19 protein-coding genes are annotated in these 15,821 nt (G+C 39.6%); 13 read left to right on the top strand and 6 right to left on the bottom strand.

Going from position 1 to position 15,821, the window contains the following annotated elements; translation table 11 throughout:
- Positions 1–234: 234 nt before the first annotated feature.
- The 10 genes from B5F08_RS07120 (at position 235) to rbr (ending at position 7,902) form a co-directional block, all read left to right on the top strand.
- Positions 235–729, top strand: coding sequence for a YceD family protein (locus tag B5F08_RS07120; RefSeq protein ID WP_087377799.1), 495 nt, complete (start codon positions 235–237; stop codon positions 727–729).
- Between the two features lie 24 nt (positions 730–753).
- Positions 754–936 (top strand): 50S ribosomal protein L32, encoded by a 183-nt coding sequence (gene rpmF, locus B5F08_RS07125; RefSeq protein WP_087377801.1) that lies wholly within the window; start codon positions 754–756, stop codon positions 934–936.
- 134 nt (positions 937–1,070) lie between these two features.
- Positions 1,071–2,408, top strand: a complete 1,338-nt coding sequence (locus B5F08_RS07130) for a DUF512 domain-containing protein (protein WP_087377882.1) — start codon at positions 1,071–1,073, stop codon at positions 2,406–2,408.
- Positions 2,409–3,731, top strand: coding sequence for a ribosome biogenesis GTPase Der (gene der, locus B5F08_RS07135; RefSeq protein ID WP_087377803.1), 1,323 nt, complete (start codon positions 2,409–2,411; stop codon positions 3,729–3,731). It abuts the gene before it with no gap.
- Complete coding sequence (plsY, locus tag B5F08_RS07140) at positions 3,731–4,459, top strand: glycerol-3-phosphate 1-O-acyltransferase PlsY (protein ID WP_087377805.1); 729 nt, start codon at positions 3,731–3,733, stop codon at positions 4,457–4,459. Before der ends, plsY begins: the two co-directional genes overlap by 1 nt.
- A 122-nt stretch (positions 4,460–4,581) precedes the next feature.
- The gene (locus tag B5F08_RS07145) at positions 4,582–4,920 is read left to right on the top strand and encodes a histidine triad nucleotide-binding protein (protein ID WP_087377807.1); all 339 of its coding nucleotides are present in this window, start codon (positions 4,582–4,584) and stop codon (positions 4,918–4,920) included.
- A 48-nt stretch (positions 4,921–4,968) separates the two neighbouring features.
- Positions 4,969–5,508, top strand: coding sequence for a phosphoribosyltransferase family protein (locus tag B5F08_RS07150; protein ID WP_087377809.1), 540 nt, complete (start codon positions 4,969–4,971; stop codon positions 5,506–5,508).
- 86 nt (positions 5,509–5,594) lie between these two features.
- A complete protein-coding gene (holA, locus tag B5F08_RS07155) occupies positions 5,595–6,644 on the top strand; it encodes a DNA polymerase III subunit delta (RefSeq protein WP_087377811.1) in 1,050 nt (349 codons plus the stop codon).
- A gap of 12 nt (positions 6,645–6,656) precedes the next feature.
- Positions 6,657–7,244, top strand: a complete 588-nt coding sequence (locus tag B5F08_RS07160; protein ID WP_087377813.1) for a toprim domain-containing protein — start codon at positions 6,657–6,659, stop codon at positions 7,242–7,244.
- Positions 7,245–7,368: 124 nt separating this feature from the next.
- Positions 7,369–7,902 carry a rubrerythrin gene (gene rbr, locus B5F08_RS07165; protein WP_087377815.1) on the top strand — a complete coding sequence of 178 codons (534 nt, stop codon included), beginning with the start codon at positions 7,369–7,371 and terminating at the stop codon, positions 7,900–7,902.
- Between the two features lie 108 nt (positions 7,903–8,010).
- On the opposite strand, the gene B5F08_RS07170 is transcribed toward rbr, so the two are convergent.
- Genes B5F08_RS07170 through B5F08_RS07180 form a run of 3 tightly spaced genes read right to left on the bottom strand, consistent with a single transcriptional unit; the run spans position 8,011 to position 9,968 of the window.
- Positions 8,011–8,742, bottom strand: a complete 732-nt coding sequence (locus B5F08_RS07170; protein ID WP_087377817.1) for a hypothetical protein — start codon at positions 8,740–8,742, stop codon at positions 8,011–8,013.
- 1 nt (position 8,743) lies between these two features.
- Positions 8,744–9,604 (bottom strand): ABC transporter ATP-binding protein, encoded by an 861-nt coding sequence (locus B5F08_RS07175; RefSeq protein WP_087377819.1) that lies wholly within the window; start codon positions 9,602–9,604, stop codon positions 8,744–8,746.
- Positions 9,585–9,968: a GntR family transcriptional regulator gene (locus B5F08_RS07180; RefSeq protein WP_087377821.1), complete on the bottom strand. Its 384-nt coding sequence runs from the start codon at positions 9,966–9,968 to the stop codon at positions 9,585–9,587. The genes B5F08_RS07175 and B5F08_RS07180 overlap by 20 nt, the downstream gene beginning before the upstream one ends.
- A gap of 221 nt (positions 9,969–10,189) precedes the next feature.
- On the opposite strand from B5F08_RS07180, the gene B5F08_RS07185 reads away from it, so the two are divergent.
- A complete protein-coding gene (locus B5F08_RS07185) occupies positions 10,190–10,612 on the top strand; it encodes a putative ABC transporter permease (protein ID WP_087377823.1) in 423 nt (140 codons plus the stop codon).
- A 3-nt stretch (positions 10,613–10,615) separates the two neighbouring features.
- On the opposite strand, the gene B5F08_RS07190 is transcribed toward B5F08_RS07185, so the two are convergent.
- From B5F08_RS07190 to B5F08_RS07200, 3 genes are all read right to left on the bottom strand, one after another.
- A complete protein-coding gene (locus tag B5F08_RS07190) occupies positions 10,616–12,610 on the bottom strand; it encodes a heavy metal translocating P-type ATPase (protein WP_087377825.1) in 1,995 nt (664 codons plus the stop codon).
- 5 nt (positions 12,611–12,615) lie between these two features.
- Positions 12,616–12,951 carry an ArsR/SmtB family transcription factor gene (locus B5F08_RS07195; RefSeq protein ID WP_330395808.1) on the bottom strand — a complete coding sequence of 112 codons (336 nt, stop codon included), beginning with the start codon at positions 12,949–12,951 and terminating at the stop codon, positions 12,616–12,618.
- A 188-nt stretch (positions 12,952–13,139) separates the two neighbouring features.
- Positions 13,140–14,081, bottom strand: coding sequence for a hypothetical protein (locus B5F08_RS07200; RefSeq protein ID WP_087377827.1), 942 nt, complete (start codon positions 14,079–14,081; stop codon positions 13,140–13,142).
- A gap of 202 nt (positions 14,082–14,283) precedes the next feature.
- Here B5F08_RS07200 and B5F08_RS07205 point away from each other — a divergent pair, with 202 nt between their 5' ends.
- Positions 14,284–15,150: a radical SAM protein gene (locus B5F08_RS07205; RefSeq protein ID WP_087377828.1), complete on the top strand. Its 867-nt coding sequence runs from the start codon at positions 14,284–14,286 to the stop codon at positions 15,148–15,150.
- A 262-nt stretch (positions 15,151–15,412) separates the two neighbouring features.
- Positions 15,413–15,625, top strand: coding sequence for a cold-shock protein (locus B5F08_RS07210; RefSeq protein ID WP_087377830.1), 213 nt, complete (start codon positions 15,413–15,415; stop codon positions 15,623–15,625).
- The last annotated feature ends 196 nt before the right edge of the window (positions 15,626–15,821 follow it).

Raw genomic sequence — 15,821 nt, forward strand, 5'->3', positions numbered from 1 at the left:
AATTTTTCTCTTTAAGGGATTGGATTTAGTTTCTTTTTGTGCAAAAACATGAGGTTTTCGCTTTTTTTCGGGGTAAAAATCAAAAAAACAGGTTAAAATGATGAAGCCTTTTAAATATGCTCTTATATTCTGAAAAAGACCGAGAAAATTTAAATATTTTATTGACAAAGTGTCCCTGTTTGGTTATAATAATTCAAGGCGTTTAAAAAAATTTGCCTGTCTTGAGGTGTTGTTATGCTTCTGGAACTGAAGAAGGTCTTTCAAAATGACGGGGAGAGCATCTCTGTTGACTATGATTTGCCAATGAACGACGTTGAATTTTACGGGGTTTGTCCATTCAAAACTCCTGTAAAGGTTCATGCCGAGGCGAAAAACAGAGCAAGTCTTGTTGATTTAAAGATAATTGTGGACTTTATCTATACAAGACAATGTGACAGATGTCTTAAATTGCTACAAAAACCCATGCATTATGAGTTTGACCATAAACTGGCGGTAAGCCTTATGTCAGAAAGCGATGAAGACTATATCGAAACACCGGACTATAAACTTGAGCTTGATGAGGTAGTAAAAACAGATATTATCTTGGAATTGCCGGCAAAATTTCTTTGCAGTGAGGACTGTAAGGGATTGTGCATGAAGTGCGGAAAAAACCTCAATGAGGGTGACTGCGGCTGTGATAAGGGTTCTGTGGATCCGAGGCTCGAGATTCTAAAGCAGTTAATTGATTGATATAAAAAGAAGGAGGTCTTTGAGATGGCAGTACCTAAGAGAAAACTTTCAAAAGCAAGAAGAGATAAAAGACGTTCTAACGTATGGAAGCTTCAGGCTCCGGCACTCTGTGTATGCCCAAACTGCGGCGAGTTCAAGGCTCCGCATAAGGTTTGCGGAAACTGCGGTATGTATAGAGGCAGACAGGTTATCGTAAAAGAGGCTTAATTCAGGCTTTACAAAAGAATTAAGGCGGCGGAGGCGTGCGACAAAAAACACGCTGCCGCCCTTTTGTTTGTCTTGAAAAGTTTATTATTTTTGGTTATAATAAATTTACAGATAAAATCTCGGGAGGAATTGCGGTGGCTGTACTAATTAAAGCTGTGACAAAAAACAGTCACGGCGAAAAACACGGGATACTTTCAGGCGAGTACCTTGTTTCCATAAACGGAAACGAAATTATGGATGTTCTGGATTACAGGTTCTATCAGATAAACCGTGAGCTTAATCTGGAAATAAGAAGCCAAAGCGGCGAAACAAGAAATGTAACAATAAAAAAGCCTGAATACGATGAAATAGGATTTGAGTTTGAAACCTATCTTATGGACAAGCAGAGAAGCTGTAGAAATAAGTGTATTTTCTGCTTTATAGACCAGCTTCCAAAGGGAATGAGGGAGAGCCTTTATTTTAAGGATGATGACAGCAGACTTTCCTTTCTTTTCGGAAACTATGTTACCCTTACAAACCTTACCGAGCATGAGATAAGCCGTATTATCAAGATGCATATAAGCCCTATAAATGTTTCCGTCCATACAACTAATCCGGAGCTTAGGGTAAAGATGATGGGAAACCGCTTTGCAGGGGAGTCCCTTTCAATTTTAAAGCGTCTTGCCGATGCGGGAATACAGCTTAATTGTCAGATAGTGGCTTGCCCGGGAATAAACGACGGGGAAGAGCTTGTGAGAACCCTCACAGATTTGGAAAAGCTCAATGTAAACATGACGGCAGTTGTTCCCGTTGGTCTTACAGACTACAGAGAGGGACTTTTTGAGCTTACTCCGTATAATCCCAAAACCGCCGGGGAAACTCTTGATATAATAGAGAGCTTCGGGGACAGGTGTGTGGAAAAATACGGCAGAAGAATTTTTTATGCCGCCGATGAGCTTTATATAAAGGCGGGAAGAGAAATTCCGCCTGCGGAGTATTACGAGGATTTTCCGGCTCTCGACAACGGTGTTGGACTTATAGCCCTGTTAAAGGACGAGCTTTCCTATGCGGTGGAGGAATACACAGAAACCGCAGAAAACTATAAGGAAGAAGCGGCAAAGGTAAAGGGAAAAGTTACCATTGCCTGCGGAGAAAGCGTTAGACCATTTCTTGACGATATGTTAAATGTTGTGAGAGATGTTTTTGAAAATATACAGATAAACGTGGTGGCTGTTAAAAATAAGTTTTTCGGAGGCGGAGTAAATGTTTCCGGACTTGTGGTTGGAAGAGATTTGATAGATACACTTAAAAATGTGGATATCGGCGACAGACTTTTAATTCCATCGGTAATGCTTCGCTTTGACGGCGAGGTGTTCCTTGACGACACCACATTGGAGGATGTTGAACGGGAGCTTTGCGTTCCTGTTTTTCCGGTCAATAACGGCGGACAAGATTTGCTGGACGCTGTTATTTCTTCAGGAAGGAGTGATTAAATGGCAAAAGCCATAGTTGCTATTGTGGGCAGACCTAACGTGGGAAAATCCACTCTTTTTAATAAGCTTGTGGGACAAAGACTTTCCATTGTTGACGATAAGCCCGGCGTTACAAGAGACCGTATTTTCGGCGAGTGCGAATGGCGTGACAGAAAGTTCACCGTAATCGATACAGGCGGAATTGAGCCTCATTCTGATGATATTATACTTTCTCAGATGAGAAGACAGGCAGAGCTTGCCATAGATACCGCAGATGTTACAGTGCTTGTTACCGACATACGCACAGGAATGGTTGCCACCGACATGGAGGTTGCCTCCATGCTTTTGAAAAGCGGCAAGCCTGTTGTACTCTGTGTAAATAAGTGCGACAAAATAGGCGAGCCTGAGCCTGAATTTTACGAGTTTTACAATTTGGGTATAGGCGACCCAATACAGGTTTCATCTGTTCACGGTCACGGAACAGGCGATTTGCTGGACGCTGTGTACGACCTTCTCCCTCCTGAAACAGACGAGGAAGAGGAAAGCGAAGTTATAAGCGTTGCGGTAATCGGAAAGCCTAATGCGGGAAAATCCTCCCTTATAAATAAAATCACCGGTGAGGAACGCTGCATTGTTTCAAATATCGCTGGAACAACCAGAGACAGTATCGACACAAGAGTTGTTAATAAATTCGGCGAGTTTAACTTTATAGATACAGCCGGACTTAGAAGAAAAAGCAAGGTTGACGACGATATTGAAAAATACAGCATAATCAGAGCTAAAATGGCTATAGAGAGATGCGACGTCTGCGTTATTATGATAGACGGCGAGGTTGGCTATACCGACCAGGACAGCAAAATCGCAGGTCTTGCCCATGAAGCCGGAAAGGGCTGTATTATAGCTGTAAATAAATGGGACGCAGTTGAGAAAAACGACAAGACAATGAACGAGTTCAGAAAGCGTCTTGGCATAGAGTTTGCTTTTATGTCATATGCTCCTATGGTTTTCATTTCAGCAAAGACAGGTCAAAGACTTGACAGACTCTTCGAGCTTATCAAGCACGTTGCAAACCAGAACTCCATGAGAATAAAGACAGGTATGCTCAACGAGCTTTTGGCTCAGGCTACCACAAGGGTTCAGCCTCCTACAGACAAGGGAAGAAGACTGAAAATATTCTACATGACTCAGGCAAGCACAAAGCCGCCTACATTCGTATGCTTCTGCAACGATGCGGAGCTGTTCCATTTTTCCTATCAGCGTTATCTTGAAAACAGAATAAGAGAAACATTCGGTCTTGAGGGCACACCTATAAGATTCGTTATCAGAGAAAGAGGCGATAAGTAATGTTGGACTTTTTTACATCAAACATTGTACTGCTTATTATCATTGCTGTTATTGGTTATCTTTTGGGAAGCGTTAACTCTGCGGTTCTTATTACAAGAGCGGTTATGAAAAATGCCGACATAAGAACAATGGGAAGCGGAAACGCAGGATTTACAAATGTTCTGCGTTCTGTTGGTAAGGGTCCTGCTATTTTTACAATCACCTTTGACTTTATCAAGGGCGTTTTGTCAGCAGTGGCAGGAAGCGTTTTGGTTTACTCTTTCGTAACTGCCGCAAATCCCCAGCTTTTGGCAGAGTACGCAAGATACGGTGCTTATATCGGCGGACTTTTCTGTATCCTCGGTCACATGTTCCCTGTATACTTCGGTTTTAAGGGAGGAAAAGGCGTTGTAACTTCAGCAGCTTTGATGGCTGTTGTTGATATAAGAGTTTTTGCCCTTGTGCTTTTGACATTTTTGATTGTTTTCCTTATAAAGAAAATAATCTCTTTAGCTTCACTTGTCTGTGCAGTTCTTTTCCCTGTATATACATACTATTTTGCTTACATGTTCGACTACCTGGGAAGCTTGAATACTGAATATCCAATCAGCATGGACTATGTTATGATAACAACAGGCTTTGCAGTACTTATCGGATTGCTGGTAATTATAATGCACAGAAAGAACATAGGACGTCTTATCAGAGGCGAAGAAAAGAAAATTACAAGTAAAAAGAAACAAAGCTCTTAACTTGCATATTGACTAAATAATTCAAAAGCTATAAAATATACCACAGAGGTGCTCTGTGGTATTTATTTTTTGATGTTTTAAACAGAGCAGAATAAAGAATTTTAACAAAGGAGATAATGAAAATGGATTGTATTTTCTGTAAAATTGCAAACGGTGAAATTCCCTCAAATAAAGTCTACGAAGACGATAAAATTCTTGCTTTTTATGACCTTGAGCCTCAGGCTCCTGTACATGTTCTGGTAATTCCAAAGGAACATATCTGCTGTGCAGATGCTCTTAACAGCGAGAATTCCGCTGTTGTTGGCTATATTTTCTCAAAAATTCCTGAAATCACAGCTAAGCTGGGACTTACAAACGGCTACAGAATAGTTAACAACTGTAAAGAGGACGGCGGACAGACTGTTTTCCATCTCCATTTCCATATTCTCGGCGGAAAGAAACTCAATGTAAATATGGCATAAGACCAAGAGGAATGGATTAAAGTAATTGTTGAAAGGATTTATGATTTTATGAATAATATCTATACACTTAATGTTGCCGGCTGTGTAAGAGAGCTGCCCCTTTGTGAAGTCAGCGACCATATTGACGTTGCCGCATTTATCATGTTCGGAGATGTAGAGCTTACAGAGAAGGTTGCACAGGAGCTTATGAAAAAATGCCCTGAGCATGACATTTTGCTTTCAGCAGAGGCAAAAGGAATTCCTCTTGTTTATGAGATGGCAAGAATAGGCTGCCGTGACTATGTTGTGGCACGTAAGGGCATTAAAACATATATGAAGGATTATATAGGGGTTGAGGTTAAATCCATAACAACAGCCCAGGTACAGAGACTCTATCTCAGCGGTGACAGAGTGGAAAAATTAAGAGGAAAAAGAGTTTTGATTATTGATGACGTTATCTCAACAGGAGAAAGCCTGAAAGCCCTTGAGGAGCTGGCAGAAAAAGCCGGAGCCAATGTAGTGGGCAAGGCGGCTGTTTTGGCAGAGGGCGAAGCTGCTGACAGAGACGATATTATCTTCCTTGAGAAGCTTCCTCTTTTCTATAAATAAAAATAATAAATCGGGCAGGCGGCGGTTTGCTGTCTGCCCTTTGTTAATTGAACGGATAAAGACTATTATATACAGGCGGTGATTTTTTGATAGCCAATGAAACAGAATTAAAAAAGCAGCTTACTTCCGGAGATTTTAAGAGAATTTATTTTTTGTACGGCGAGGAAAAGGCTCTTGTAAAAAAATACTCACAAATGGCGGTGGAAAAAATAATGGGAAAAGAACCGCCGGAATTTAATATGCATGTTTTCGACGGAGAAGCTTCTCCAGACGATATATACGCCGCCTTGGGCATGGTTCCTTTTTTAAGCGACCTGAATATGGTTGTGGTAAAAAATATGGACTTTGACAGTTTGAAAGCCGACTATACCTCGAAGATGATGGAGATATTAAAGTCAGTTCCCGATACATCGGTTTTGCTCTTTGAAATGTCCTCGGTTGATATAAATCTGAAAAAATCCCAGAAATTTAAAAAGGTGCATGATTTTATTTCTAAATCTGCCGACGGGGTTGTTACGGAATTTGATTACAGGTCACCTGCGGTGCTTTCAAAGCAGCTTGCCGCCCGTGCAGGAAAGCTTGGCTGCAATCTTTCTGTAGCTTTGGCAGGGAAAATAGTGGACATCTGCGGAACTGATTTAAACAGACTTAACAACGAGCTTTTAAAGCTTACAGCTTATGCGGACGGTAAAGAAATAACATTGGAAATGGTGGAGCTTTTAGTGGCTCCAAGCATTGAAACAAACATTTACAATTTGGCTGACAGTATTGTTCAGAGAAACAGCGACAAGGCTTTAAAGCTTTTAAACGGACTTTTTTATCAGAGAGTTGAGGCAAGCTCTGTTGTGGCAACCCTTGCCACAGCCTATACGGATTTTTACAGGGCAAGGGTATGCGCCGAAAGCGGAGAGCCAACAACCACAGCCGCAGAAATATTTAACTACAGAAACAGAGCTTTTGTGCTGGGAAAGGCTCAGACAAAAACCTCAAAGCTTTCAACAGACGCACTGCGTGACAGTTTGGAAGAGATAATGAAAACCTCCTCGGCTATGAGAACAGTTACAATAGACGAAAAAATCCTTACGGAAAAGCTTGTGGTCAAGCTGCTTTCCATAGCTTCTGCAAAGTACGAATAAGGGGGCTGAAAGATGATAAAGCTTAATGAAGCGGTTATTGTTGAGGGGAGATACGATAAAATTCTTCTCCGTGGTTTTATAGATGCGCCAATAATCGAAACAGGCGGTTTTCGTGTCTTTAAAGACAAAGAAAAACAGAAGCTTATCAGAAAGCTTTCAGAAACCCGTGGTATAATAATAATGACAGACAGCGATTCCGCAGGTTTTGTAATAAGAAACTTTTTAAGGGGAATTGTGCCTGCCGGAAAAATAAAGCACTGCTATATCCCGCAGATAAGAGGCAAGGAAAAACGAAAGGCTGAAGTGTCAAAAGAGGGATATCTGGGCGTTGAGGGTCTGGACGAAAAAACAATTATTGAAGCTTTGGAGAGAAGCGGAGTGAATATTTGTTCAAAATCTGCCGAAACTGAATTTGAAGAGATTACCAAGGCGGATTTTTACGAGCTGGGACTCAGCGGAAAAGAGAACTCCGCAAAGCTCAGAGAAAAGCTTTTAAAGAAGCTTGGTATGCCCACTTATCTTTCCGCAAACGCTTTTCTTGCAGTGTTAAATTGTTTCTATTCCAAAAAAGATTTGCTTGACATTTTAAGGGAAATATAGTATTATATTAACAGAAACAAGAATGATTATCATTTTTCTTACGGATAACCGTTTTTGTCAGACTTTTAGGAACCAATTTATCAGATATTTAAAGATTACAACCAATGTTAAGGAGGAATTTCACATGAACTTAAAGGGAACAAAAACAGAAGCTAACTTGATGGCTGCATTCGCAGGCGAGTCACAGGCAAGAAACAAGTACACATACTATGCATCAAAGGCTAAGAAAGAGGGCTACAACCAGATCGCAGAGCTTTTCCTTGCAACAGCAGACAACGAGAAAGAACATGCAAAGCTTTGGTTTAAGCTTCTCCACGGAATCGGCACAACAGCAGAGAACCTTGAGGATGCAGCAGCCGGCGAGAACTACGAGTGGACAGACATGTATGCAACATTCGCTAAAGAGGCAAGAGAAGAAGGCTTCATCGAGATTGCAGAGCAGTTCGAAGGCGTTGCTAAGATTGAGAAAGAGCACGAAGAGCGTTACAGAGCATTGCTCAGCAATGTAAAGAAGGGCGAAGTATTCAAGAAAGGCAGCATCGTTATTTGGGAATGCGGCAACTGCGGTCACATCCACGTTGGCGAAGAAGCTCCGGAGGTATGCCCAGTATGTTTCCATCCAAAGGCATATTTCAGAATTAAGGCTACCAACTATTGATTTGACCTGACTGCGTATTTTAATACAAAACAGAAAACGACTGTTATCCCCAAAAGGGAAACGGTCGTTTTTCTTATGTGAGTTTTTGTAGAAGATACAGAGATTTCATCAGGTTTTAAGCTCTGTGCGTCTTAAAATAAGATATGTAATTCCTCCGAATATTCCAGCTCCTATTATCAATGAAGCTATTGGGTAGAGATAGTTTATTGTTCCGTCGGAGGTAAATCCTGCTATTCTTGAAAGAAAAGTAAAAATATTTTGGATTACATTTTCCGGAATAACATAGACAAAAAGCAAAGGAACTATAAAACCAAGAATTATACCAAGTGCAACCATAAAAGCGATAAAGAAATACTTTCCTATTTTGTTAAAGAGCACTACGAAAAAGTAGGTTACGCTTGAAACAAAGGTGTAGGTTAAAAACAGCAGAAGCCAGTTCAAAAGATACTGATTTTTAATGCCGTAAATTAAACCGAAAAAATTTTTATATTCAGTCATCACAAGAGGGGCTACCGAACCGATGATTGTATCAAAAAAAGCCAGCACCGCAGCTATAAACATGAACATGGAAATTGTTGAAATAAAAATATATTTTCTGGTAAATCCGTTTTGTATAAGCATTTTAAAGTCTTCTGTAAACCCCATAACTCCCAGTATGCCTATATATATAATACTGCTGTTTTCCAGTGCACTCATACTTATATTTTCATTGTTTCCAAGGCACAGCTTCAGAGTAATAAAAACAGCCGCTACAATGGAAAGCATTATTGTGTAAAAAATCCATATGTATTTCACTGAGGTTAAACATTCATAGCGTATAGCGGTTTGAAGTTTTTTCATGTCAGATACCACCTTTCTCAGTAAGCTTTACAAAGAGCTTTTGTAAATTCATATTTGTAATCTGGAGATTGCTGTTCTGCGGCAGCTCTTCTCGTTCGCCTAAAATATAGGCAAGCTTCATACCGCCCAGTATATCCTCACCGATAACCTTTTTATCTGCGCAGAATTTGTCAACCTCTGCTGTAACGCCGGAAACACAGTAGCCGGTTTCCAAAAGATTTTCGGCTGAATCCTGTAAAAGAACTTTTCCCTTGTCGATTATAACAACGTCCTCAATGATGTTTGCAACCTCTTCGATAAGATGTGTGGCAAAAATTATTGTCCTTGGATTTTCCTCGTAATCGTTTAAAAGAATGTTGTAGAACAATTCTCTGTGGTTGGCATCAAGTCCCAGTACAGGCTCGTCAAAGATGAGATAGGGGACGTTTAAGGCAATAGCCACAGTGAGTTTAAATATGGACTGATATCCCTTTGAAAGCTGTTTGAATTTTTTGTTTGTGTTTAAATTAAATTTTTCAGCTATTGCGTAAGCCTTTTCAATATCAAAGCATGAGTAAAAACGGTTCATCCACATAAAATGCTCTTTTACTTTAAGACTTGTGTTGTATAAATCCTGTTCGCTCATGCAGTGGATTTTCTCGTGTACCGCCATATTTTCCCTTGTGGGAATACCGTCGATGAGGACTTCGCCGCTGTCAGGAAAAATTCTGTTGGCGATTATATTTATCAAGGTGGACTTGCCGGCGCCGTTTCTTCCAAGCAAGCCGTATATTTTTCCGTATTCAAAGGAAAAAGAGATATTATCAAGAGCTGTGACGTCCTTGTATCTTTTCGTAATGTTTTTAATCTGAATTGAGTCCATCCTCGTAACCCCTTTCTATAAGCTTTATTACGTCCTCCTTTGTCATCTGAAGCTTTGAAGCCTCTTCGATGAGGGCGGCGACGTACTGATTGTAAAATTGACTTTGTCTTTTCTGTCTGATTTTTTTAACTGCCCCGTCCTTTACGTACATACCCAGTCCTCGCTTTTTGTAAATGATTTCTTCGTCAACCAGCATATTCATTCCCTTTAAAACCGTGTGGGGATTTATGTTCAGCAGAGCGGAGATTTCGTTGGTGGAGGGGATTTTTGTTTCCTCAGGAAAAATACCTGTAAATATTGAGTCCTCCAGCTGTTCTGCAATCTGTATGAATATGGGTTTATCTATATTTGTATTTATCTTCAACCACATCACTCCTTGTTAGTTAGTTACTTTAGTAACTAACTATCTTGCCTATAGTATAATCAGATTGTTTTCTGTTGTCAATAGGTTTTAAAAATTTTTCTGTGCAAAAAATAAACCCACAGCGGCAATGATAAATCGCTGTGGGTTTTGAAAGATTTTAAGAAAATAAATGAAATAAATAATCTGACAGTGGCAATAATAACATGGCGGGGTGATTTCCTATGGTTATTGTTAAAAAAACACTGAAAAGAATTTTGCTTATGACATCGGGGGGAAGTGCCTATGTGGGCATAGAACTGCTTTGGCGCCATTATTCCCACTGGTCAATGTTTTTTGTAAGCGGTATATGTTTTGTAATTCTCTTTGAACTTTACACCGGCAAAAATAAGGATTTGACAATTCCTGAAAAATGCGTAATAGGAAGCGCAATTATTACAGCCATTGAGTTTGCGGCGGGCTGTATAGTTAACATTTGGCTGGGAATGGAGGTTTGGAACTACTCAAACCTGCCCTTTAACCTTTTGGGTCAGGTGTGCGTGATGTACAGCACCCTTTGGGGACTTTTGTGCCTGCCTATTGATTTCTTTTGCAGGAATGTTTTGAAAATCAAAGAAAAGTACAGTAAAAAGCTTTTGGATGGATGACTTTTAAGTCCTTAAAAGCCTGATTGAATTAAATATGCAAAGTATGCTTACTCCTGTGTCTGCAAGAACCGCAAGCCATATTGGAGCAAATCCCGCAACGCCCAAGGAAACAACTATAACTTTAACAGCTATAGCGAAGATAATATTTGCTTTTGCTGTGTTCATAACCTTTCGGCAAAGCCTTATTGTCTTTGGAAGAGGTGAGAGGTTGCCGCCTGAAAGAACTGCGTCGGCTGTTTCGATTGCGGCTTCACTTCCAAGACCCATTGCAAAGGAGCAGTCGGCAGCCGCCATAACAGGAGCGTCGTTTATTCCGTCGCCTACATAACAGCAGACACGATTATTTTTGATTTTAGAAAATTCCTCGACCTTTTCCTGGGGGAGCAGGTCGCTTTTCAGAAGATTTATTCCAACCGCCTCTGCAATAGGCTTTGCCGAACTCTGAAAATCTCCTGTGAGCATTGCGGCGGTTTTTATTCCTAAGCTTTTAAGCTCGCCGATAACGGATTTTGCTTCCTCTCTTATTTCATCGGACAAACTGATTTCACCCAGCAGCTTTCCGTTTTCAATGAGAAAGACTTTTGAATTTTTATCGGCAGGTGTATTGTGATTTCCAAGTATACGTTTTCCTCCGCAGATGAGGACATTTCCGTCTTTTTCTGCGTATACGCCGAATCCCGGTTTTTCCTTGTAATTTTCCAGGTCAGGCAGAACAAGACCTTTGTTTTTTGCGGACTCTAAAATAGCCTTTGCCATTGGGTGAGAGGAGTTGACCTCACATGCGGCGCACAAAGCAAGAATATCATCTTCCGTAACTTCCGGTACATGGGAGATAACCTTTGATACAGACAGTTTGCCTGTGGTTATTGTTCCTGTTTTGTCAAAAGCAAAGCAGTCTGCTTTTGAAATAGCTTCAACATATTTTCCGCCTTTGATTAAAACGCCTTCCTTAGTGGCTCTTCCTATTCCGGCATAGAAAGCCAAGGGAACCGAAATAACAATAGCACATGGGCAGGAAGCCACAAGACAGGTGAGAGAACGGTATATCCATACTGAAGGTTCGCCGCCTAAAATAATTGGGATAACAGCTATCAAAAGTGAAACAACAAGAACAATAGGTGTGTAGACAGCGGCAAAGCGTGTTATGAACTTTTCCTCATTGCTTTTTGATTTTTCCGCATCCTCAACAAGCTTTAAAATTCTTGAAGCGGTGCTTTGTGAAAGCTCCTTTGTGGTTTTAACCTTTATAAGGCCGTCACCGTTTAACATACCGCTGAGAACCTCAGTTCCTTTTTCTCCGGAAACAGGTATGCTTTCTCCGGTAATTGCAGAGGAATCAAGTGTTGTAAAGCCCTCGGTGATTATTCCGTCAAGAGGTATTCTGTTGTGTGGCTTTACAATTATTTCAGTTCCAGTGAGAACTTCCTCTGCGGCTACAGTTGTTTCCTTTCCGTTTTTAATTACAACAGCCGTGTCAGGTCTGATATTTGAAAGCTTGGCAATATTTTTTCTTGAACGTGCAACAGCTTTGGCTTCAAGTATCTCGCCTATTTCAAAAAGAATTGTTACAATAGCCGCTTCGGGGTATTCACCTATACAGAAAGCGGCGATAACAGCGATGGTTAAAAGTGTGGTTTCGTCAATTTTTAATTTTACTATTGTTTTTACGCCCTCAAGAAAAATTTCGTGTCCTGCCGCCAATGCACTTAATGCGTAAATCGGTATCAAAACATATATAGGGGCATTAAAAATACTTGAAACAATTCCTGCCGCAAAAAGCAGAAGAGATAAAATCAGCCATTTATAATTCTGTTTTTCTTCTCCATGGCTGTGGTCATGGCTGTGACTGTGATGATGTTTTTCTTCCGAATCGCTTTCGTGTTCGTGGCTGTGAGAACAGCAGGGTTCCTCATGGCTTGTAAAAACCGAACCCTGTGATGCTGAACATGCTTTGCAGCCGCAGCTGTGGTGATGATGATTGTGGTTTGTTCCGCTCATAATTGTCACTCCTTAATGTGTTCAAGACCTAAACTGAATATTTTGTGTATATGGTCGTCTGCAAGGCTGTAGAAGCTCTGCTTTCCGTCCTTTCTCACCTTAACAAGCTTGTTGTGTCTGAGTATTCTAAGCTGGTGGGAAATAGTTGACTGCTCAAGACCTAAAATTTCGGAAATACAGCAGACGGACTGTTCGCCTTGGAATAAAACGCACATAATTCTGATTCTTGTGGTATCTCCGAATATTTTAAATAAATCCGCAAGCTCGAAAAGAGTGTCGGTGTCCGGCATATTTTTTATGGTTTCCATAACCTTGTTTTTGTGTTCTTCATGGTTAGCCACAATACAGCCTCCTTTTCGTAAATGAATTGTATCTGAACATATGAATAACTGTTCATATGTTAGTTTGATAATACACCCATATAAAGCTTTTGTCAATAATAAATTTTTGTTTTTTAACTGCAAAAATATAAAACTCCGGCAAATGATTTTTACCGGAGTTTTAGTTTGATAGAAAAACTATTTTTTCATTAGAATGTAATGTTTATTTCGCCTGACTCGGTGACTGTATCCCAGTTATCGTCGATTATGTGGAATGACAATGTCACATCCTTGATAGATGAAATGTCGTTGCTGGCAAGTTCTTCTTTGTCAAAATCAACTGTTGCCAAAGCGTGAGAATTTGGAAGCATATCATAGTAGAAGAATGGGTCAATCATAAATCCGTTTACAGAAACATCGTCTGTAGACATTGTGATGTTAAAGTCATTATTGTTTTCAATGTAAAGTAAAATGGACTGAGTGTCATATTTTGCGTTTTCAAAAAGACCCTTTGCAACAATCTTTATGTTGCTTCCGTCGTAGATAACTTCACCGTTGTCATCGTATTTATAATCATAGGTTTCAGCGGCAGAAGTCTTTAACTGAACCGGAGCTGATCTAAGATATTCATCGTATTCTTCTGTGCTGACAGAAAATGTCATAGTCATATCTGCTGCGGTTTTAATATCCAGGAAATCCAATTCATCTTTAGGAATATCTATTGTTTCGTTGGATTTTTTACCTGCTGAAACAGTAGCGTACAAGAAAGCGTATTCAGTCATATATCCGTTTATGGCAAACTGATCTATGCTGAAATTTAAAGTTTGATCTGTGTTGTTTTCAATAAGAACATCGAGAATTAAATCGCCGTAATAATCGTATTCGAGGCTCTTAGCTGTAATTTTAACATTGTCCTGATCCAGCAAAACAGTTTCATCTATTGAGAAATCAGATGAAGCATTGCTGTTGTCTTTTTCTGTTTCCTGCTCTTCTGCATTGTCTTTTGTGTTGTCTTCAGAATCGCCGTCGGTTGATACTTGCTCAGGTTCCTTCATTGCATTTTCTAATTCTTTCTGTAAATCAGAAAACGAACAAGCTGTTGCAGAGAATGCCATTGCAAGCACAAGAAATAATGTCAATACCCTTTTCATTTTTATATGTCCCCTTTAAAAATAATGATGATATAAAAATATAATATATTCATATAAATGCGTTGTTAAAATATAAAAATATATCACACTATACCATATGTCTGATTATACAGTAGTATAAAATTTATGTCAATATAAAAATTAAACTGCGATACGGTTTATATTTGATTGTATTTATGCTATAATCCTCTTGGTGATTTTTATGATATGTAATTTATGTCCGAGAAATTGTAATGCCCAAAGGGAAGAATACAGCGGAAAAGGCTTCTGCAAAATGGGAACCATCCCGAAAATAGCTTTGGCGGCACCTCACTATTGGGAGGAGCCCTGTATCAGCGGCAAAAACGGCAGCGGTACAGTGTTTTTCAGCGGCTGCACCATGAAATGCGTATTTTGCCAGAACTACGAGATTTCTTCAATGGGTCAGGGCAAATATGTGACCGCCTATGAGCTTTCGGAGATTTACCGCAGTCTTGAGGATAAAGGGGTTCACAATATAAACCTTGTGACGGCAACCCATTTTATAGATGAGATTATAAAAAGCTTTGAAATATACATGCCTAAGATTCCCATAGTTTACAACTGCGGAGGCTATGAAAAGGTAGAAACCCTTAAAAGGCTTGAGGGAATAGTATCTGTTTATCTTCCTGATTTTAAATACGGATTTAACGAGCTGGGAGAGAAATATTCAAAAGCCGTCAATTATGTTGAAACAGCCGAAAACGCCATAGGGGAAATGGTTCGTCAAAGGGGAAAAGTGCAGTTTGATGAAAACGGCATGATAACAAGCGGTGTAATCGTAAGACATTTGATACTTCCAAACCATACAAAAAGCAGTATAAAGGTTCTTGAAATTATCAAGGAAAAATTCGGCGATAATGTGCTTGTCAGCCTTATGGGACAGTACATCCCCATGGGAAAAGCCGAAGATTTTGAAAAGCTCAACAGAAAGATAACACCGAGAGAGTATAACAAGGTTTTGGATGTTTTATATGATTTGGAAATAGATGGTTTCGCCCAGGAGCTTAAATCGGCGGATAAAAAATTTGTTCCTAAATGGGATATTTAGATAAACCTTGTTGATTTTTCGTTTAATTTGGTGAGCGAAAATGACTGTTGCTTTGATTTTGAGATAAATTTTTAAAAAATTTTTAAAAAAACTTGCAATACAAGGAAAAACATGGTATAATTCACCTGTATTCTAAAGTGCTTACTGAACTCGCATGCTTTTGTAAGTCATTTGCGGCACATGATTTACAAGAGTATGCGATTTTTTATCAGAAGGGAAAGTAGAGTATAATTATTTTTATTACATATTGGAGGATCTACTCATGAACAACGGAACAGTTAAGTGGTTCAACGAAGCAAAGGGCTACGGATTTATTTCTAACGACGACGGCGGCGACGATGTATTCGTACATTTCTCAGCTATCGAGGTTGAGGGTTTCAAAACACTCAAAGAGGGTCAGAAGGTTACTTTTGAAACAGAATCAGATACAAAAAATCCAGGCAGACTCAGAGCAGCACACGTTCGTCCTGTTTGATTTTTCATCTGAAAATAACAGACTACAAAAATCCGGCCTTTGCCGGATTTTTTTATTTTTTATGAACATAATAAAAAACAGGAAAATAGTTCATAGTTTCTTGTAGAATTTTCATCTTTTGAAAAAATAACGTAAAATTTCGATGATTTCAATATGAAAGCAATAAAAACTATTGACATTTAGCTAAATAAAATGT

This window comes from Anaeromassilibacillus sp. An172 (genome assembly GCF_002160515.1).
In the GTDB taxonomy this organism is placed as follows: domain Bacteria; phylum Bacillota; class Clostridia; order Oscillospirales; family Acutalibacteraceae; genus Limousia; species Limousia pullorum.

Bases quoted from the DNA above. Each gene is read 5' to 3' on its own strand.
- rbr (WP_087377815.1), top strand. From the start codon at position 7,369: ATGAACTTAAAGGGAACAAAAACAGAAGCTAACTTGATGGCTGCATTC.
- B5F08_RS07160 (WP_087377813.1), top strand. From the start codon at position 6,657: ATGATAAAGCTTAATGAAGCGGTTATTGTTGAGGGGAGATACGATAAA.
- B5F08_RS07170 (WP_087377817.1), bottom strand. From the start codon at position 8,742: ATGAAAAAACTTCAAACCGCTATACGCTATGAATGTTTAACCTCAGTG.
- B5F08_RS07190 (WP_087377825.1), bottom strand. From the start codon at position 12,610: ATGAGCGGAACAAACCACAATCATCATCACCACAGCTGCGGCTGCAAA.
- B5F08_RS07185 (WP_087377823.1), top strand. From the start codon at position 10,190: ATGGTTATTGTTAAAAAAACACTGAAAAGAATTTTGCTTATGACATCG.
- B5F08_RS07175 (WP_087377819.1), bottom strand. From the start codon at position 9,604: ATGGACTCAATTCAGATTAAAAACATTACGAAAAGATACAAGGACGTC.
- B5F08_RS07145 (WP_087377807.1), top strand. From the start codon at position 4,582: ATGGATTGTATTTTCTGTAAAATTGCAAACGGTGAAATTCCCTCAAAT.
- B5F08_RS07210 (WP_087377830.1), top strand. From the start codon at position 15,413: ATGAACAACGGAACAGTTAAGTGGTTCAACGAAGCAAAGGGCTACGGA.
- B5F08_RS07200 (WP_087377827.1), bottom strand. From the start codon at position 14,081: ATGAAAAGGGTATTGACATTATTTCTTGTGCTTGCAATGGCATTCTCT.
- plsY (WP_087377805.1), top strand. From the start codon at position 3,731: ATGTTGGACTTTTTTACATCAAACATTGTACTGCTTATTATCATTGCT.
- B5F08_RS07205 (WP_087377828.1), top strand. From the start codon at position 14,284: ATGATATGTAATTTATGTCCGAGAAATTGTAATGCCCAAAGGGAAGAA.
- rpmF (WP_087377801.1), top strand. From the start codon at position 754: ATGGCAGTACCTAAGAGAAAACTTTCAAAAGCAAGAAGAGATAAAAGA.
- B5F08_RS07150 (WP_087377809.1), top strand. From the start codon at position 4,969: ATGAATAATATCTATACACTTAATGTTGCCGGCTGTGTAAGAGAGCTG.
- B5F08_RS07120 (WP_087377799.1), top strand. From the start codon at position 235: ATGCTTCTGGAACTGAAGAAGGTCTTTCAAAATGACGGGGAGAGCATC.
- der (WP_087377803.1), top strand. From the start codon at position 2,409: ATGGCAAAAGCCATAGTTGCTATTGTGGGCAGACCTAACGTGGGAAAA.